16 protein-coding genes (1 of these 16 only partly in view) are annotated in these 17,477 nt (G+C 73.1%); 10 read left to right on the forward strand and 6 right to left on the reverse strand.

What is annotated here, in order from left to right:
- Nucleotides 1-50 precede the first annotated feature (50 nt).
- Genes pucD through ACQP0T_RS06050 form a run of 4 tightly spaced genes read right to left on the reverse strand, consistent with a single transcriptional unit; the run spans nucleotide 51 to nucleotide 5,018 of the window.
- Nucleotides 51-2,345 (reverse strand): xanthine dehydrogenase subunit D, encoded by a 2,295-nt coding sequence (pucD, locus tag ACQP0T_RS06035; protein ID WP_433871688.1) that lies wholly within the window; start codon nucleotides 2,343-2,345, stop codon nucleotides 51-53.
- Nucleotides 2,342-3,691 (reverse strand): 8-oxoguanine deaminase, encoded by a 1,350-nt coding sequence (locus ACQP0T_RS06040; RefSeq protein ID WP_433871689.1) that lies wholly within the window; start codon nucleotides 3,689-3,691, stop codon nucleotides 2,342-2,344. The genes pucD and ACQP0T_RS06040 overlap by 4 nt, the downstream gene beginning before the upstream one ends.
- Nucleotides 3,688-4,158, reverse strand: coding sequence for a (2Fe-2S)-binding protein (locus ACQP0T_RS06045; RefSeq protein ID WP_433871690.1), 471 nt, complete (start codon nucleotides 4,156-4,158; stop codon nucleotides 3,688-3,690). The genes ACQP0T_RS06040 and ACQP0T_RS06045 overlap by 4 nt, the downstream gene beginning before the upstream one ends.
- A complete protein-coding gene (locus ACQP0T_RS06050; RefSeq protein ID WP_433871691.1) occupies nucleotides 4,149-5,018 on the reverse strand; it encodes an FAD binding domain-containing protein in 870 nt (289 codons plus the stop codon). The genes ACQP0T_RS06045 and ACQP0T_RS06050 overlap by 10 nt, the downstream gene beginning before the upstream one ends.
- A 241-nt stretch (nucleotides 5,019-5,259) precedes the next feature.
- Between ACQP0T_RS06050 and ACQP0T_RS06055 the strand changes: the two genes are divergently transcribed.
- From ACQP0T_RS06055 to ACQP0T_RS06070, 4 genes are all read left to right on the forward strand, one after another.
- On the forward strand, nucleotides 5,260-6,771 hold the full coding sequence (locus ACQP0T_RS06055; protein ID WP_433871692.1) for a PucR family transcriptional regulator: 1,512 nt from the start codon (nucleotides 5,260-5,262) through the stop codon (nucleotides 6,769-6,771).
- Nucleotides 6,772-6,979: 208 nt separating this feature from the next.
- The gene (locus ACQP0T_RS06060; RefSeq protein ID WP_433871693.1) at nucleotides 6,980-8,176 is read left to right on the forward strand and encodes a type III PLP-dependent enzyme; all 1,197 of its coding nucleotides are present in this window, start codon (nucleotides 6,980-6,982) and stop codon (nucleotides 8,174-8,176) included.
- A 63-nt stretch (nucleotides 8,177-8,239) separates the two neighbouring features.
- Complete coding sequence (gene speD, locus ACQP0T_RS06065) at nucleotides 8,240-8,626, forward strand: adenosylmethionine decarboxylase (protein WP_345362987.1); 387 nt, start codon at nucleotides 8,240-8,242, stop codon at nucleotides 8,624-8,626.
- Nucleotides 8,627-8,666: 40 nt separating this feature from the next.
- Nucleotides 8,667-9,533: a spermidine synthase gene (locus ACQP0T_RS06070; protein WP_433871694.1), complete on the forward strand. Its 867-nt coding sequence runs from the start codon at nucleotides 8,667-8,669 to the stop codon at nucleotides 9,531-9,533.
- 275 nt (nucleotides 9,534-9,808) lie between these two features.
- Here ACQP0T_RS06070 and ACQP0T_RS06075 read toward each other — a convergent pair whose 3' ends face one another.
- Entirely contained in the window at nucleotides 9,809-10,882 is a 1,074-nt protein-coding gene (locus ACQP0T_RS06075) for a hypothetical protein (RefSeq protein WP_433871695.1), read from the reverse strand.
- A gap of 297 nt (nucleotides 10,883-11,179) precedes the next feature.
- Between ACQP0T_RS06075 and ACQP0T_RS06080 the strand changes: the two genes are divergently transcribed.
- Entirely contained in the window at nucleotides 11,180-11,908 is a 729-nt protein-coding gene (locus tag ACQP0T_RS06080; RefSeq protein WP_433871696.1) for a PfkB family carbohydrate kinase, read from the forward strand.
- A gap of 123 nt (nucleotides 11,909-12,031) precedes the next feature.
- Here ACQP0T_RS06080 and ACQP0T_RS06085 read toward each other — a convergent pair whose 3' ends face one another.
- Nucleotides 12,032-12,376, reverse strand: a complete 345-nt coding sequence (locus ACQP0T_RS06085; RefSeq protein ID WP_345362997.1) for a histone-like nucleoid-structuring protein Lsr2 — start codon at nucleotides 12,374-12,376, stop codon at nucleotides 12,032-12,034.
- Between the two features lie 360 nt (nucleotides 12,377-12,736).
- Between ACQP0T_RS06085 and ACQP0T_RS06090 the strand changes: the two genes are divergently transcribed.
- From ACQP0T_RS06090 to ACQP0T_RS06110, 5 genes are all read left to right on the forward strand, one after another.
- Complete coding sequence (locus ACQP0T_RS06090; protein ID WP_433871697.1) at nucleotides 12,737-13,195, forward strand: histone-like nucleoid-structuring protein Lsr2; 459 nt, start codon at nucleotides 12,737-12,739, stop codon at nucleotides 13,193-13,195.
- A 124-nt stretch (nucleotides 13,196-13,319) separates the two neighbouring features.
- Entirely contained in the window at nucleotides 13,320-14,930 is a 1,611-nt protein-coding gene (locus ACQP0T_RS06095) for an ABC transporter substrate-binding protein (RefSeq protein WP_433871698.1), read from the forward strand.
- Nucleotide 14,931: 1 nt separating this feature from the next.
- Complete coding sequence (locus tag ACQP0T_RS06100; protein ID WP_433871699.1) at nucleotides 14,932-15,891, forward strand: ABC transporter permease; 960 nt, start codon at nucleotides 14,932-14,934, stop codon at nucleotides 15,889-15,891.
- Nucleotides 15,888-16,757 (forward strand): ABC transporter permease, encoded by an 870-nt coding sequence (locus ACQP0T_RS06105; RefSeq protein WP_345363005.1) that lies wholly within the window; start codon nucleotides 15,888-15,890, stop codon nucleotides 16,755-16,757. Before ACQP0T_RS06100 ends, ACQP0T_RS06105 begins: the two co-directional genes overlap by 4 nt.
- Nucleotides 16,754-17,477, forward strand: partial view of an ABC transporter ATP-binding protein gene (locus ACQP0T_RS06110; protein WP_433871700.1) — the 5' end (the start) only. Its footprint extends 881 nt past the window's final position; only the first 724 of its 1,605 coding nucleotides appear in the window; the start codon lies at nucleotides 16,754-16,756; the stop codon falls past the right edge of the window. The genes ACQP0T_RS06105 and ACQP0T_RS06110 overlap by 4 nt, the downstream gene beginning before the upstream one ends.

A 17,477-nucleotide genomic window follows, 5' to 3' on the forward strand; every position in this document is an offset into this window, starting at 1 on the left:
CGGGGCGCGCCGGTCGCCCAGCACGTGTCTTCGTCGTCTCGGCGCGGTTCTCAGATCAGGTGTTCCGGGGCGACCGGGGTGTGGGTGAGCTCCTTGCCGGTCGCGGCGCGGATCGCGGCGACCACCGCCGGGGTGGTGGAGATCGTCGGCGGTTCGCCGACGCCGCGGACGCCGTAGGGCGCGTTCGGGTCGCCGCGCTCGATCACGTCGATCTCCATCGGCGGCATGTCCAGGATCGTCGGGATCAGGTAGTCGGTGAACGACGGATTGCGGATCACCCCGTCGCGCACCTGGATCTCCTCCATCACCGCCAACCCGAGGCCCTGCGCCGAACCGCCCTGGATCTGGCCGAGCACCGCCTCCGGGTTCATCGCCTTGCCGACGTCCTGGGCGCAGGCCAGCTGCACCACCTTGACCAGGCCCAGCTCGGTGTCCACGTCGACCACCGCGCGGTGGGCGGAGAACGCGTGCTGGACCTGGGCGCGCTCGCTGGTGCCCAGCTCGTCCAGCGGGAAGGTCTCGCGGTGGTGGAACTCCCGGGTCTCCTCGACCACGTCGTCGCCGAGCAGTTCGGTCAGCTCGGCCACCACCGCACCGGTCGCGGTCACCACCGCGCCGCCGCGCAGCTCCAGCGACGCCGGGTCGTGCCCGTCGACCCGGCGCAGCACCGCCTCGCGCACCGCCGCGCAGGCCACCTGCACCGCACCGCCGGTCATGTAGGTCTGGCGGGACGCCGAGCTCGACCCGGCCGGGCCGACCGAGGTGTCGTTCGGGTGGATGGTGACCCGCTCGACGCCGAGCTCGGTGCGGGCGATCTGCTGCTGCACCGTCACCAGGCCCTGCCCGACCTCGGCGGCCGCGGTGTGCACCATCGCCGCGGGTTCCCCGCCGATGACCTGCAACCGGACCCGCGCGGTGGAGAAGTCGTCGGCGCCCTCGGCGTAGCAGATGTTCTTGATCGTCACCCCGTAGCCGATTCCGCGCACCACGCCTTCGCCGTGGGTGGTGTTGGCCGCCCCGCCGGGCAGATCGCGGATGTCGGGCCGCTCGGCCCGCTCCGGCGGCATCGGCAGCGCGCGGACCCGCTCCAGCAGTTCGGCCACCGGCGCCGGGTAGTCCAGCACCTGCCCGGTCGGCACCGCGTCGCCCTCGGCGAGCGCGTTGCGGATCCGCAGCTCCACCGGGTCCATCCCGAGCGCGGCGGCCAGCTTGTCCATCTGCGACTCGTAGGCGAAGGTCGGCTGCACCGCGCCGAGACCGCGCATCGCGCCGCACGGCGGGTTGTTGGTGTAGACGCCCCAGCTCTCCATCGCCACGTTCGGCACCGCGTAGGGGCCGACGCCGAGGGTGATGCCGTTGCCGACCACCACCGGGGTCTTCGAGGCGTAGGCGCCGCCGTCGAAGTACTGCCGGGCCTTGACGTAGACCAGCTCGCCGGACCGGGTGGCGCCGTGCTCGTAGTACATCCGCGCCGGGTGCCGGTGCACGTGGCCGTGGAACGACTCCTCCCGGCTGTAGACCATCTTCACCGGCTTGCCGGTGCGCATCGCCAGCATGCACACGTGGACCTGGATGGACAGGTCCTCCCGGCCGCCGAACGCGCCGCCGACGCCGGACATCGTCAGCCGCACCTTCTCCGGCGGCAGGCCCAGGGCGCGGGCGGTCTGCGCGAGGTCGGAGTGCAGGTCCTGGGTCGCCAAGTACAGGTCGACACCGCCGTCCTCGGCGGGGATCGCCAGCCCCGACTCCGGTCCGAGGAACGCCTGGTCCTGCATCCCGACCGTGTAGACCCCGGACACCACGACTTCGGCGTCGGCCTCCGGATCGCCGTGCACCAGCCGCTGGTGGCGGACCACGTTGCCGTCCGGGTGCAGCGCGGGTAGGGCGGTGTCGTGGGCGGCGCGCTCCGGGTCGGTGATCGGGTCGAGCACCTCGTAGTCCACCGCGATCCGGTCCAGCGCCCGCCGGGCCGTCTCCGGGTGGTCGGCGGCCACCAGCGCCACGGCTTCGCCCTGGTAGCGCACCACGTCGGCGGCGAGCACCGGTTGATCGGCGTACTTGAGCCCGTACCGGTTGTCGCCGGGCACGTCCTCGGCGGTGAGCACCGCGTGCACGCCGGCCATCCGCAGCGCCTCGCCGACGGCGACCGACCTGATCCGGGCGTGCGGGTGCGGGCTGCGCAGCGTCGCACCCCACAGCATGTCCTCGGCCCACAGGTCCGAGGCGTAGGCGTACTCGCCGCGCACCTTGAGCACGCCGTCCGGGCGCAGCGGGGATTCGCCGATCCCGCCGGTGATGGCGTCGTCGAGGTGCTGCGGGCTGCGAGCGGGTGCGTGATCGCTCATCGGGTTCCCTCCTGGCGGACGTGGGCGCTGGCCCGGCGGAGCTCATCGGTCAGTTCGGGGGCCACCGCGCCGTCGGTGACGACGGTGCGACCGCCGCACAGCAGCGCCGCCACCGTCGGCGGGGGACCGAGCACCAGCGCGGCCACCGGGTCGGTGATGCCCGCGTGGTCGAGCCCGTCCAGCCGCCACACGGCCACGTCGGCCAGCGCACCGGGGCGCAGCGCGCCGAGCTCGTCGTCGCGGCCGAGGCACCGCGCCCCGCCCCGGGTCGCCAGCCGCAGCGCGTCCCGCACCGCCAGCGCCTCCGGCCCGTAGCGGGCCCGCGCCAGCAGCAGCGACTGCCGCAGTTCCTCGACCATGCCGCCGGATTCGTTGGACGCGACCCCGTCCACCCCCAGGCCGACGGGGACTTCGGCGTCCAGCAGCGGGCGCAGCCGGGCCATCCCGGCGCCGAGCCGCCCGTTGGAGCTCGGGCAGTGCGCCACGCCGGTCCCGGTCGCGCCGAGCCGGGCGATGGCGGCGTCGGACAGGTGCACCCCGTGCGCCAGCCACACGTCCGGCCCGAGCCAGCCGAGCTCGTCGGCGTGCTCCACCGGGGTGCGGCCGAACTCGCGCAGGCACTGCTGCTCCTCGTCGACGGTCTCGGCGAGGTGGGTGTGCAACCGGACCCCGAGCCGGCGGGCCAGGTCGGCGGCCTCGCGCATCAGCTCGGTGCTCACCGTGAACGGCGAGCACGGGCCGATCGCGACCCGCACCCGGGCGCCCGGTGCGGGGTCGTGGAACTCCGCCACGGCCTCCTGCGTGGCCGCCAGCGCCTCGTCCCGGTCCTCGACCACCGAATCCGGCGGCAGCCCGCCCTGCGAGCGACCCCGGTCCATCGAGCCGCGCACCGCGTGCAGCCGCACCCCGACCCGGTCGGCGGCCGAGACGACCGCGCCGAAGACGTCGCCGCCACCGCGCGGGAACAGGTAGTGGTGGTCGGCGGTGGTGGTGCAGCCGGTCGCCGCCAGCCGGGCCAGCCCGGCGGAGGCGGCGGCGTGCGTGCTCTCGGCGTCCAGCCGCGCCCACACCGGGTAGAGCTCGGTGAGCCAGCCGAACAGCGGCGCGTCCACCGCGTAGCCGCGGGTCGCCCACTGGTAGAGGTGGTGGTGGGTGTTGATCAGACCCGGCGTGACCAGGCATCCGGTGGCGTCGATGCGCCGCACCGGACCGTCCTGCGGCGGCGCGGAACCCGGGCCGACGGCCACCACCCGGTCGTCGTCGATCACCACGTGGCCCTCGTCGAACTCGGTGCCCGCGTCGTCGACCGCGACGACCGCACCGCCTTCGACGATCGTGCGGCTCATGCCCGCGCCCGTCGCCGGGCGGCCGCGCGGACCGCGTCCATGATCTTCTCGTAGCCGGTGCAGCGGCAGAGGTTGCCCGCCAGCGCCTCCCGGATCTCGGCGTCGGACGGCTCGGCCACCCGCTCGAGCAGGTCGTGGGTCTGCACCAGCAATCCCGGCGTGCAGAACCCGCACTGCACGGCGCCGGCCGCGACGAACTCCTCCTGCACCGGGTCGAGCCGGCCGTCCTCGGCCAGCCCTTCGACGGTGCGCACCGAGCGGCCCTCGGCCTGACCGGCCGCCACCAGGCAGGAGCACACCGGGACCTCGTCCAGGTAGACCGTGCACGACCCGCATTCACCCTGCTCGCAGGCGTTCTTCGAACCGGGCAGGCCGAGCCGCTCGCGCAGCACGTGCAGCAGGCTCTCGCCCTCCCAGACGTCGTCCGCCTCCTGGGCGCGGCCGTTGACGGTGAACTTCAGGCGCATTCCTGCCTCCCGGTGCAGTGCTCGTCCCAGGCCCAGGTGAGGGACCGGCGGGCCAGCACGGCCAGCGCATGCCTGCGGTAGGCGGCCGTGCCCCGGACGTCGTCGATCGGTGCGGTGGCCGCGGCCACCAGTTCGCCGAACCGGCGGACCACCGGTTCCGGCAGCGGGCGCGGTGCGCCCCAGGGGAGTTCGGCGGCCAGGAAGTCCTCGGCTTCCCGCGCGCGCCGCGGGGTCGGTGCGGCGGCGCCGATCCCGGTGCCGACCCGCTGCCGCTCCGGGTGCAGCGCCACCGCGAAGGTGCACACCGCGATCACCATCGCGTTGCGGGTGCCGACCTTCGCGAACTGCTGCGGACCACCGGCCGGGGCCACGTGCACCGCGGCGATCAGCTCGTCGGGGGCCAGCGCGGTCCGCTTGGGGCCGGTGAAGAACTCCGCGATCGGCAGCCGCCGGGTGCCGCGCACCGACGCCACCTCGACCTCGGCGTCGGAGGCCAGCAGCGGCGGGTGCGCGTCCCCGGCCGGGGAGCCGGAGCCGAGGTTGCCGCCGACGGTGCCCCGGTTGCGGATCTGCGGGGAACCCACGGTGCGGGCGGCCATCGCCAGCCCCGGCAGCCGGTCGCCGAGCTCGTCGATCAGCCGGGCGTAGGGCACCCCGGCGCCGATCCGCAGCACGCCGCCGGATTCGGACAGCTCGGCCAGCTCGGGCACCCGCGTCAGGTCGAGCAACGCCCCGGGCCGGCGGTGGTCGAAGTTGACCTCGACCATCACGTCGGTGCCCCCCGCGATCGGCGTCGCGTCCGGGTGAGCCGCCCGGGCCGCGAGCGCGTCCTGCCAGGAGGTCGGACGGAGGAATTCCACGGTGTGTCTCCCGTCGCCGTGTGGAGGTCGGGCCAGTAGACCGCCGCGGGGGGTGCGCTGCCTAGCGTGGGAACAGCTGAAAAGCCGGTGCACCACGTTCGGGGGATTAGGATGTTCCTACGAACGTCCCCGTCCAGGGGACTCGGCGGCGCCTCCGGGCGCTGCCGGTGCACGGCGTCGACCCGCAACGGTGCGGTGGTGCCCCGCCGCTTCCGGTGCGGACCCGGAACGAGGGAGTGAGGTGCGGGTGCTGCTGAGCGATCTCCTCTCCGACCAGGAACTCGGGCTCGTGCCGCTGACCGGTGCCGACCGGATGGACCGGCCGGTGCGCGGCGTCTACATCACCGACCTGCTCGACCCGCGCCGCTACCTCGCGGGCGGGGAGCTGGTGCTCAGCGGTCTGGTCTGGCACACCGGCCCGGCCGATTCGGAGGCGTTCGTCGCCGCGCTCGCCGACGCCCGGGTCGCCGGGCTCGCCGCGGGCACCGCGCGGCTGGGCCGCGCCCCCGACGACCTCGTGGCCGCGTGCCGCCGGTACGACGTCCCGGTGTTCGAGGTGCCGCTCGCGGTCAGCTTCAACACCCTCGCCGAGCGGGTCCAGCGGCGCGCCGCTCCGCGCCGGGAGCTGGTGTCGGCGGTCGCCTCCGGGGCGGACCTGGACGGGGTGCTGCGGCTCGCCGCCGCCGAGTGCTCCGCCGACTGCTGGGTCCTGTCGTCGGTGGGCCGGGTGGTCGCCGGGACCGCCGAGCTGCCGGAGGAGGCCCGCAGGGCGGCGCTGCGCGCGCTGGCCGCCGGACCGCCGCCCGCGGCGGTGCCGACCGGGCACGCGCTGTGGCCGGTCGCCTCGGTCGGCGGTCCGCCCGCCGCCCGGTGGTCGGTGCTGGTGCGCGGCGACCTGGACCGGTGGGACGCCGAGCAGGAGGCCGTGGCCACCGACCTGGGCACCGCGGTCGCCCTGGTCCGGGGGCGGGTGGACGAGGCGCGGCGGATCGCGGGTCGCTCGGTGGAGGCGGCGCTGCGCAGGCTGCGGGAGGGCACCTCGACCCCGGCCGAGGTCGCCGCCGGGCTGGAGACCGCCGGGCTGCCGGTGGACGAACCGGTGCGCGCCGCGGTGCTCGACGCCGGGGACGCCGCCGCCTCCACCGCCGTGCTCCGCGAGCTCGCCGCCGCGACCGGGCTGGCCTCGGTCTGCGCCGCCACCGGCAGCACCGCCACCGCGCTGTTCGTCGACGACGCCGCGCACCTCGACGGGCTCGCCGACCGGCTGCGGCGGCTGCTCGCCGACGCCGAACCCGCGCTCGGCGCGGACGCCCTCGCGGTCGGGCTCAGCGACGCGGGGCCCGCCTCGGGGCTGCGGGGCGCGCTGGAGGAGGCCGGGCACGCGCACCGGCTGGCCGCCGCGCGCACCGGTCCGGGCCGCGCGGTGCTGGTCGGCGCGGGCGAGCTGGCCTCCCACGAGGTGCTGCTCGCCACCGTCCCGGACGAGCTGCGCGGCTCCTACCGGCAGCGGGTGCTCGGCCCGCTGGTCGACTACGACCGCGCGCACCACACCGAACTGGTGCGCACCCTGCGGGTGTTCCTGGACTGCTCGGGGTCCTGGTCGCGCTGCGCGCAGCGGTTGCACCTGCACGTGAACACGCTGCGCTACCGGATCCGGCGGATCGAGGAGATCTGCGACCGGGACCTCACCGGCTTCGCCGCGCGGGTCGACGTCTACCTCGCGCTGCGCCTGGACGACCACGCACCGCGCTGACCCGGACACGCTCGGCGCCCGCGCGGGCGCGCCTGCTCCGCGCCCCGCGTGGGAGTGCTCACAGTTGCCGCCGCGACCTCGGGAGCAGGACCGGAGCCGTTCGAAATCCGGCAACGCGAGGGGTACCGTGCATGGTCGTCCTTACGCTTCACGGGCCACTCGCCCAGTGCACATCCGCCACGAACCACCCGAGACGGAGGTACCGGGATTGACCGATCTGTCCGCCACCGCGAGCGTGACGGACCGCCTGAGCGGCACCGCCGAGGCGGCGGGTCCGGCGACGGACCCGATCGTGCAGTTCCTGGACCGGCACCAACCCGAAACCCCTTGCCTGGTCGTGGATCTCGCCGTGGTCCGGGAGCGCTACCGGCAGTTGCGGAGCGCGTTGCCGGACGGGCGGATCTGCTACGCGGTGAAGGCCAACCCCACGCCCCAGGTGGTCGGCGAGCTGGTCGCGCTCGGCGCGTCCTTCGACGTCGCCAGCCCCGGGGAGATCGACCTGTGCCTGGCGCTGGGCGCCGCACCGGAGGACATCTCCTACGGCAACACCATCAAGAAGCGCCGCGACGTCGCCCGCGCCCACGCCCAAGGCGTCCGGATGTTCGCCACCGACAGCGAACCGGACCTGCGCGTCCTCGCCGAGGAGGCGCCCGGGGCGCGGGTGTTCTGCCGGGTGCTGGTGGACAACACCGGTTCCCGCACGCCGTTCGGCAAGAAGTTCGGCTGCTCGCCGGAACGCGCCGCGGCGCTGCTGCGCCTCGCCGGGGAACTCGGGCTGGACCCGTGGGGCGTGTCGTTCCACAGTGGATCACAACAGCTCGACCCCGCGGCCTGGGAGCACGGGATCGCCGCCGCGCGCCGGGTTTTCGACGCCGAACCGGAGCTGCGGATGGTCAACCTCGGCGGTGGGCTGCCGGCCGCCTACACCGACCAGGCACCGCCGCTGGCCGACTACGCCCGGTGCATCGAGGAGTCCCTGACCCGGCACTTCGGCGACCGCAGGCCCGAACTGCTCGTCGAACCCGGCAGGCACCTCGTCGGCGACGCCGGGGTGCTGCGCAGCGAGGTCGTGCTGGTCAGCGACTCCGACGAGCACCGCTGGGTCTACCTCGACATCGGCCGCTACAACGGGCTGGCCGAGACCGAGGGCGAGGCCATCACCTACCGGCTGCGCACCGACCGCGACGGCGACCCGACCGGTCCAGTGGTGCTGGCCGGTCCCACCTGCGACGGTGACGACGTGCTCTACCAGCGCACCCGCTACGAGCTGCCGGTGACGCTGCGCGGCGGCGACCGGGTGGACCTGCTCAGCGCGGGTGCCTACACGGCCAGCTACTCGTCGGTGAGCTTCAACGGTTTCGCGCCGCTGCCCACCTACTGCGTCGACGGCGACGAGCGGCGGTGACCGCCGCGTCCTCGACGCGTCCCTGCCCGCCGGGATTTCTGCGAAACGATGGGAGGTCGATAGATGTCCGTTGACACCGGGACGCCCCTGGTCGGTCTGTTCACCGGCCAGCACGTCCTTGCCGAGCTGGAGGGCGTTGAACCGGAGCTGCTCGACGACGAGCAGTTCCTGCGGGACACCCTGGGCACCGCGCTCAGCGAGTCCCGTGCCACCGTGTGCGAGATGATCGCCAAGCGGTTCGAGCCGCAAGGTGTCACAGTGCTGGCACTGCTGTCCGAATCCCACGCTTCGCTGCACACGTACCCGGAGGACGGCTCGATCTTCATCGACGTCTTCACCTGCGGGAACACCGCGCAGCCGGAGCGGGCGGTCGAACTGCTCGCCGAGGCGCTCAAGCCGACGACGACGAGCATCCAGACGATCCGCCGCGGACGGGACATCGAACCGTGATGACGCCGTCGAGGCACAGGACTTTCGAGAGGAGCTGGCGTTGATCGAACTCGACGGGCACCAGTGGATCAGCGAACCGGTGGGCGCCGGGCTGCGGCGCCTGTGGCGCGTCGACGAGGTGCTGTGGGAAGGCGACACGCCGTACCAGCACGTCGTCATCGGCCGCACCGAGCAGGGCGTCTCGCTGTTCTGCGACGACGACCGGCAGAGCACCGAGTTCTCCCAGCTCGTCTACCACGAGGCGATGATGGTGCCCGCCTTCCTGCTCGCCGAGAAGATCGAGCGGGTGCTCATCATCGGCTCCAGCGAGGGCGTCGCGAGCCGGATGGCGGTGCAGGCCGGGGCGAGCCGCGTCGACCACGTCGACATCGACGAGCAGTGCGTCCGGCTCTGCGCCGAACACCTGCCCTACGGGTACGACACCGACGAGCTGGCCCGCGCCGAACGCGGAGAAGGCCCCGTCTCGATCCACTTCGGCGACGGCGCCGCCTTCCTGGAGCAGGCGCCGGTCGAGGGCTACGACATCGTGGTCGTGGACCTGCCCGACGAGCGCGCCGACGACGCCGACGAGCAGCACAACCGGCTCTACGGCGAGGACTTCCTGCGTCGCTGCTACGACGTGCTCGCTCCCGGCGGCGTGGTGGCCTACCAGGCCGGATGCCCGACGGTGTGGCGCAACGAGACCCTGATCCGCGCGTACCGCCGGTTCAACCGGGTGTTCGACACCGTCACCTACTTCGGCTCCGACGAGCACGAGTGGGCCTTCCTGTTCGGCCGCGTCGAGCCGATCGACGACCCGACGAACCTCATGCTGGAGAGCTACCCGAAGATGCGGTACACGCCGGGAACCGTGGACGAGGCCGACCTGATCGGGTCCACGGTCCCCCCGTACTCGCTGCGCGGGTGACTTGTAGGTCCCACTCGCCTGGCGTGGCGGTGCGGGTGGCGGAACCTCAGCGGCCTGCTCGCTCCGGGCGCCCTTCCTCATGTACCGAACACGTACACAGCGTCAGGGCGTCCTCGCGAGAAGGCCGCTGAGAACCCGCGGCGGTGCCGGTTGATCAGGTGGGGCAAAGCGGAAGCGGCTCCGCCGCTTGCCTGACGGTGGTCGGGTGCGGGGTGGAGCCGTGCCACCCGCACCGCTCCGCAAACGGACCACGGCACCGTGCCAGCACCACCGCTTCAGCCCAGGTAGGGGTGCAGGCCTGCCCGATCGTCGTCCCGCGGGTCGAACCACTGGTCGAAGGCCAGTCCCCGGGAGCGCAGCTCGGCTTCGAGCTTGCCGACCTGGACGGTCGTCTCGTCGTCGGCGTCCTCGGGGCGCGGCAGGTCGATCTCGTAGAGCTCCTCGTGCGCGTTGTCGCCGAACGCCTGGTCGGCGAAGGCGGCGAACACCGGTCCGCTCGTGTCCCAGCCGACGAGCTCGGCCGCTTCCAGCACCACGCGGGCCTCGTTGACGATGAGCCGCAGCGCCAGCGCCTCGGCGACCGAGCGCGGCGGGGTCCACCCGGGCTCGGTCAGCCGGGCCGCGACCGCCGCCGAAGCGAGCAGGAACGACCTCGCGAACAGCGAGTCGTAGCGGTTGTCGTAGCAGGGCGGCAGCTCCTCCAGCACGAGCAGCCCCACCGCGTCGGCGACGGTGGCGTTGTTGATCGCCAGCGCGAGCTCGTCGAAGAACACCTCGTCGGTCACCACCCGCACCGCGTGCACCAGCGCGCCCGCGGCCAACCGGGCCCGCTCGGCGGGCTCGCCGGGGCCGGCGAAGGTGTCGACGTCGAAGGCGCGGAGCTGGGCCGACAGCTCGGTGAGCCGGGTGCGCCACTGCTCGACGTCCATCGTGCGGGGCGTTTCAGCGGTGTGCTCCAGCGCCTCCTCGACGGCCGCTTCGAGCTCGTCGTCGGGCCGGACCTCACCGGCCGCGGCCAGGCGCTGGTTGAACTCGTCCTCGGTGATCCGCACCTCCGGGTGCGCCACCGACCAGCCGGTGAGCACCTCGCTCTCGCCGACCAGCTCGTCGAGCACCGAGGCGGCGGCCTGCTCGGCGGCCAGCAGCGACGGTGCGTCCAGCGCGAGCACCACGTTCGCCCCGGTCGGGTGCGCGGTGATCCGGTAGTCCAGCACGTCGATGTCGGCCTCGCCGGGACCGGAGACCCCTTCGACCAGCGCGAGGTGGCGGTCCAGCACCGCCGCGATCCCCTCCTGCTGGAGCGCGTCGAGGGTGACCGCCCCGACCGGCGGCTCCAGTTCCGCCGTCACCGCGTAATCCACCGCGCCTCGCCTTTCTCGTCGTTGCTCGGCATCGTACGTGCTCCACCGTGCGGTGACCCGCCGCGCGGCGTGCCCGCCGCCCGCCGCACCGCCCCGGTCGGCGATGATGGTCCGCGTGACGACGACTGTGACCGTATTCGGAAGCTGCAACATGGACCTGGTCGCCTACGCCGGCACCGCGCCGTCCCGGGGCGAGACCGTGCTCGGCCGGGAGTTCCGCACGGCTCCCGGGGCAAGGGCGCCAACCAGGCCCTCGCGGCGGCCAAGGCGGGCGCGGCGGTGCGGATGGTCGGCGCGGTCGGGGAGGACGAGTTCGGCGCCGAGCTCCGCGCGAACCTCGCGGACTCCACTGTGGACGTCAGCGGGCTGCGGACGGTGCCCGGGCGCAGCGGCACCGCGCACATCGTGGTGGACGACACCGGCGACAACTCGATCGTCATGGTCCCGGCGGCCAATGCGGCGGTGCACGGGCTCGTCGAAGGCGACGAGGCGCTGCTCGCGAGTTCGTCGAGCGTGCTGCTCCAGCTCGAAACGCCGCTGGACGGGGTGGCGGAGGCCGCCGCGGCCGGGCGGCGCCACGGCGTCCGGGTGGTGCTCACCCCGGCGCCGGCCGCGCCGCTGCCCGCCGAGCTGCTGTCGAATGTGGACCTGCTGGTGCCCAACGAGCACGAGGCCGCGGTGCTGACCGGCCACGACGACCCGCACCGCGCGCTGGCCGCGCTGCTCGAGGTGGTGCCGGAGGTGGTGATCACGCTGGGCGCCCGGGGTTCGCTGTACGGCAACCGGCAGGGCGAGGTGGTGGAGGTGCCCGGCTTCCCGGTCCGCGCGGTGGACACCACCGCGGCGGGGGACACCTTCGTGGGGATGCTGGCGACCGCGCTGGGCGAGGGCGTCGCGATGCCGGAGGCGCTGCGGCTGGCCTCGGCGGCCTCGGCGCTGTCGGTCCAGCGCATCGGCGCGAGCGGCTCGATGCCGAGCCGCCCGGAGATCGAGGCGTTCCTCACCAGCCACTAGGAGGGTGACGCTGCCCACTGCGCCACCAGCTCCCCGACCCGCACCGCCGGGGTGCGGTGTCGGGGAGGAGACCCTCCTGGTGGACACCCGAACGATGGCAGCCCCGCCAGGAGGGTGTCGCGGTCACTGAGCGTTGTCGTACGCCTCGACGACCTCGGCCGGAATGCGGCCCCGATCGGAAACCTGCCAGCCCTGCTCCCGGGCCCATTCCCGAATGGCCTGGTTGCGTTCCCGATCCGCCGTCGTCGGGCTCGACTGCTGCTTGGCGGACTTGCCGCCGGACCGCTTCCGCCCGCCGGTGCGGCGGGCGTTCGCGACGAACGACGCCAGCGAGTCCCGCAGTGCGGCGGCATTGTCGTCGGACAGGTCGATTGTGTAGCTGACGCCGTCCAGCGCGAACTCGACGGTCGTGTCCGCTACGGTGCCGTCGACGTCGTCGACGAGCTGAACGGTGACTTTCTGCGCCACGGTGAGCCTCGATTCCGGATCGTATTCCGCTGGTACCCCGCCGGAGCCTGCGGCGAGAAACGAGCGAAACGATAAACGATCGAAGGAAGAATGATCCAGCGGGCCGGACCGGTTTTCCGCGGTGTGCGCCAGATTACTTTCTGTTCGCGTTCCGCTCGGTTACGGTGAGTCGTACCGCAGGACTTGGCGGCGTGCAACCGGTCGTGACCCGCACGGCGGTTATCGCCCGCAGCGCGCGCTGTTCTATGGTTGGCGGGGAGACAACAGCGATGCCCGAGCGGATGGGCCGCGGTGGTCGCGGGTGTTCTCACCTGCGAGTGTCGCGGATCGCGAGCGGGGCGCGTTCCGAGACAGGTGATCATGGCCGAGCGGATTCAGGTCGAACTCGTCGACGACATCGACGGGAGCCCAGCGCAGCACACCATCACCTTCGCGCTCGATGGCGTGACGTACGAAATCGACCTGAACGACGAGCACGCTCAGCGCCTCCGGTCGGTGCTCGAACGCTACATCGCGCGGGCGCGGACTCCCGAGCAGGCAGCGCGGGGCGGTAAGCAGCAGGAACGGGAAGAACGAGAAGCCCGTCAGGTCAACAAGCAATTGACCGAGCAGATCCGCGGTGCCGCACAGCGCACTCGGGACCGCCTCAAGGAGAAGGCGCGCGAGGACTCCCCGGACGATTCCGCGGCCGAGATCGACGCCGCCCACGAGGAACCGGCGCGCGACGAACCGGCGCCCGAACCGCAGCCCGAGGAAACCGGCGAACCCCCGAAGTCGCCCGCCGTCTCGCTCCCGCAGTTCTCCTCCGCCGTCGACTGATCCGTTTCGTCCGGGTTCCGGATCGGGCCCCCGCGTTTCCGGTTGATCACCGAGTGTGGACACACCGCCCTCGGAAGCCATACGGTTTGCCACCGTTGACAACCGAGGTCGTCAGGAGGCGCCGGTGACCGCGCGGTCCAGGTGGTGCGCCGCGGTGGCCGTGCTGGCCGTCACCGCGGTCACCGCGGCGTGCAGCCCGCTGGTCGACGTGGAGCGGACCGCGGCGCAGGTGCGCGCCTCGGTGCAGGCCCCCACGGTGCGCGGGGGAGAGGCGGTGATCGCCCTCGACCAGGAGCCCGACCGGCTCGACCCCACGCTGGCCACCACGCTGGCCGGGCGCCAGGTCTTCGCGAGCATGTGCGAGAAGCTCTACGACGTCGACGCCCGGACCCGGGTGGTGCCGCAACTGGCCGCCGCGCTGCCCGAGGTCTCCCCGGACGGGCTGGAGCTGACCATCCCGCTGCGGGCCGGGGTGCGGTTCAACGACGGCACCCCGTTCGACGCCGAGGCGGTGCGCACCAGCCTGGTGCGGCACCTGACCCTGGAGACCTCCGCGCGGCGCACCGAGCTGGCCGCGGTGGAATCCGTCGAGGTCGTCGACCCGCTCACCGTGCGGCTGCGGCTGTCCGAGCCCTACGCCCCGCTGCCGAGCGTGCTCGCCGACCGCGCCGGCATGATCATGTCCCCGGCGCGGCTGGCGCAGCTCGGCGAGGACTTCGCCGACGACCCGGTCTGCGTGGGCCCGTTCGACTTCGTCGAGCGCGTGCAGCAGGACCGCATCGTCCTGGAGCGCAGCGAGCACTACTACGACCGCGAGCAGGTGCGGCTGGACCGGCTGGTCTACCGCGCGGTGCCCGACGACAACATCCGGCTGGCCAACCTGCGCTCCGGCGAGTACGACGTGATGTGGGAGGTGCCGACGCCGCAGGTGCCGATCGTGGCCCGGGAGAAGGGCGTGGTGCTGCTCAACCAGCCCTCCATCCAGTACCAGGGCCTCACCGTCAACATCCGGAACGTGGGCGGCGAGACCGGCGAGGTGACCGGCCCGCTGGCCGACGACCCCCGGGTCCGGCAGGCGCTGTCGCTGGCCATCGACCGGGAGATGCTCACCCGCATCGCGTTCAACGGGCTCTACCGCCCCGCGTGCGGGCCGATCCCGCCGACCAGCGAGTTCGCCACCCCGGCGACGCAGACCTGCCCGCCGCACGACCCGCAGCGCGCCCGGGAACTCCTCGCCGAGGCCGGGGTGCGCACCCCGGTGCGCTTCGAGCTGATGCTGGCCAACGACCCGACGAACAGCCGCGTCGGCCAGATCATCCAGGCGATGGTGGCCGAGGCGGGCTTCGAAGCCGTGCTGCGCCCCACCGAATCGACCACCGCCATCGCGGCGGGCAAGGAAGGCCGGTTCGAGGTGTTCCAGATCGGCTGGTCCGGCCGCCCGGACCCGCACGGCAACATCGCGGTGTTCCACACCGAGGGCTCCAGCCAGAACTACAGCGGGCACTTCACCCCGGAGACCGACGCGCTGATCCAGCGGGCCGCCGCGGAGCAGGACGTGGCCACCCGCACGGCGCTCTACGAGCGGATCGTGCAGGACCTCCAGGCCCGCAACAACGTCATCTACCTGTGGCGACCGCAGTACTACACCGCGCACTCCACCGGGATCGCCGGCGTGGTCGTCAACCCCGACGGGATCATCCGGATGAAGACCGCCGGTCACGTGGCGGGGAGCTGACATGACCGCGAACTACGCCCTCAACCGCATCCTGCAGTCGCTGGTGACCCTGGTGCTGGTGTCGCTGGTCGTGTTCGCCGGGCTGCGCGCGCTGCCCGGCGACCCGGCGGCGGCCATCGCCGGGGTCGAGGCCGACGAGGCCGCCGTGCAAGCCGTCCGCGAGGAGTACGGCCTGGACCAGCCGCTGCCCGTGCAGTACGCGAGCTGGATCGGCCAGGTGCTGCGCGGCGACTTCGGCGAATCCACCAGCACCGGCCTGCCGATCGGCGACATCCTGCTCGAACGGATCCCGGTCACCCTCGAACTCGCCCTGCTGAGCCTGCTGTTCGCCGCGCTGATCGGGTTGACCACCGGGGTGCTCGCGGCGGTCCGGCGCGGCGGCGTGCTGGACTGGCTCGGCAACGGCGTCTCGCTGTTCGGCCTGTCCATCCCGAACTTCTGGCTCGGCCTGCTGTGCGTGCTGGTGTTCGCGGTGTGGCTCGGCGTGCTGCCCGCGTCGGGTTTCGTGCCGTTCGCGGAATCGCCGATCGAGAACCTGGAGCGGATGCTGCTGCCCGCCTTCGTGCTCGGCAGCGGGCTGGCCGCGGTGCTGATGCGCCAGATGCGTTCCTCCATGCTGGACGCGCTGACCGCCGACTACGTGCGCACCGCGCGGGCCAAGGGCGCGGGCGGGGTGCGGGTCGTCGGGGTGCACGCGCTGCGCAACAGCCTGATCACCGTGCTCACCATCCTCGGCTTGCAGCTCGGCGGGCTGATCTCGGGCGCGGTGGTCACCGAGCAGATCTTCGTGCTGCCCGGGTTCGGCAAGCTCATGGTGGACGCCGTGTTCACCCGGGACTACCCGGTGATCCAGGCCGCGGTGCTGGTCAGCGCGGTCGGCTACATCGCGGTGAACCTGCTGGTCGACCTGCTGTACTCGCTGGTCGATCCGCGGATCCGGGTCCGAGGAGGTACCGCATGACGCAGTCGGTCGCCGACCTGCCCGCGGCGAGCGGTTCCGCCCGGGTGCTGCGCAGGTTGCTGCGGCACCGCACCGGGGTCCTCGGCCTGGTGCTGTCCGCGGCGCTGGTCCTGGTGGCGCTGCTGGCGCCGGTGCTGTCCCCGGACGACCCCGCCGCGGTGGACTTCGGGCGGGTGCTCGCCGAACCCGGCACCGCGTCCTGGCTGGGCACCGACGAGCTCGGCCGCGACCAGTTCTCCCGCGTGCTGCACGGCATCCGCGCCTCGATGTTCGTCGGGGTGCTCGCGGTCGCGCTGGCCGTGCTGGTCGCGGTGCCGCTCGGGCTCGTCGCCGGGTACTACCGCGGCGCGGTGGACGCGGTGGTGTCCCGGCTGACCGACACCCTGCTGGCGTTCCCGTTCCTGGTGCTGGCCGTCGGGCTCGCCGCGGTGCTCGGGCCCTCGCTGACCAACGCCGCCATCGCCATCGGGCTCTCGCTGGTGCCCAACCTGATCCGGGTGGCGCGTTCTGAGACGCTGCGGCTCACCGGCGAGGCCTACGTGGACGCCTGCGTCGCGGCGGGCGCGCGCCCCGCCACCGTGCTGGGGCGGCACGTGCTGCCGAACTCGGTCAACGCGCTGCTGATCCAGATCACCGTGATGATCCCGCAGGCCATCATCAGCGAGTCGCTGCTGTCCTTCCTCGGTCTCGGCGTGCAGCCGCCCACCCCGTCGCTGGGCGTGATGCTCTCGGCGGCGCAGACCTACTTCGCGCAGGCGCCCTGGCTGGTGGTCTTCCCCGGGCTCACCGTGGTGATCGCCACCCTCGCCTTCAACCTGCTCGGCGACGGGATGCGCGATGCCCTCGACCCGAAGGGGAACCGATGAGCGACCCGGTGCTGTCCTTCTCCGGCCTGCGCGTGCGGTTCCGCACCGAGGACGGCGTCGTCGAGGCGGTCCGGGGCGTCGACTTCGCCGTCGAACGCGGCGAGATCCTCGCGCTGGTCGGCGAATCCGGTTCCGGCAAGAGCGTCACCGCGATGTCCGCGCTGGGACTGCTGCCGCCCGGTGCCGAGGTCACCGGCAGCATCCGGCTCGGCGAGCGGGAACTCGGCGAACTCGATGCCCGGGCCTGGCGGCGGGTGCGCGGCAAGGACATCGCGATGGTGTTCCAGGAGCCGATGACGTCGCTGAACCCGGTCTTCACCATCGGCTGGCAGCTCGTCGAAGCGGTCCGGCTGCACACCGACGCCTCACGGGCCCAGGCGCGGGAGCGCGCGGTCGAGCTGCTCGGGCTCGTCGGCCTGCCCGAGCGGAGCAGGCTGGGCTACTACCCGCACCAGCTCTCCGGCGGCCAGCGGCAACGGGTGATGATCGCGATGGCCCTGGCCTGCGAACCCGACGTGCTCGTCGCCGACGAACCGACGACCGCGCTCGACGTCACCGTCCAGGCCGAGATCCTCGCCCTGCTCCGCGACCTGCGCGACCGGCTGGGCATGACGGTGCTGCTGATCACCCACGACATGGGGGTGGTCGCCGACCTCGCCGACCGGGTGGTCGTGATGTACCGGGGCGAGATCGTCGAGCAGGCGCCGGTCGACCGGTTGT

Source organism: Saccharopolyspora sp. CA-218241, from assembly GCF_050954615.1.
Classification (GTDB): Bacteria; Actinomycetota; Actinomycetes; order Mycobacteriales; family Pseudonocardiaceae; genus Saccharopolyspora; species Saccharopolyspora cebuensis.

What these genes read in the sequence shown, in the direction of transcription:
- ACQP0T_RS06090 (WP_433871697.1), top strand. Translation starts at nt 12,737, where the DNA reads ATGGCCGAGCGGATTCAGGTCGAACTCGTCGACGACATCGACGGGAGC.
- ACQP0T_RS06100 (WP_433871699.1), top strand. Translation starts at nt 14,932, where the DNA reads ATGACCGCGAACTACGCCCTCAACCGCATCCTGCAGTCGCTGGTGACC.
- speD (WP_345362987.1), top strand. Translation starts at nt 8,240, where the DNA reads ATGTCCGTTGACACCGGGACGCCCCTGGTCGGTCTGTTCACCGGCCAG.
- ACQP0T_RS06040 (WP_433871689.1), bottom strand. Translation starts at nt 3,691, where the DNA reads ATGAGCCGCACGATCGTCGAAGGCGGTGCGGTCGTCGCGGTCGACGAC.
- ACQP0T_RS06105 (WP_345363005.1), top strand. Translation starts at nt 15,888, where the DNA reads ATGACGCAGTCGGTCGCCGACCTGCCCGCGGCGAGCGGTTCCGCCCGG.
- ACQP0T_RS06080 (WP_433871696.1), top strand. Translation starts at nt 11,180, where the DNA reads ATGGTCGGCGCGGTCGGGGAGGACGAGTTCGGCGCCGAGCTCCGCGCG.
- ACQP0T_RS06045 (WP_433871690.1), bottom strand. Translation starts at nt 4,158, where the DNA reads ATGCGCCTGAAGTTCACCGTCAACGGCCGCGCCCAGGAGGCGGACGAC.
- pucD (WP_433871688.1), bottom strand. Translation starts at nt 2,345, where the DNA reads ATGAGCGATCACGCACCCGCTCGCAGCCCGCAGCACCTCGACGACGCC.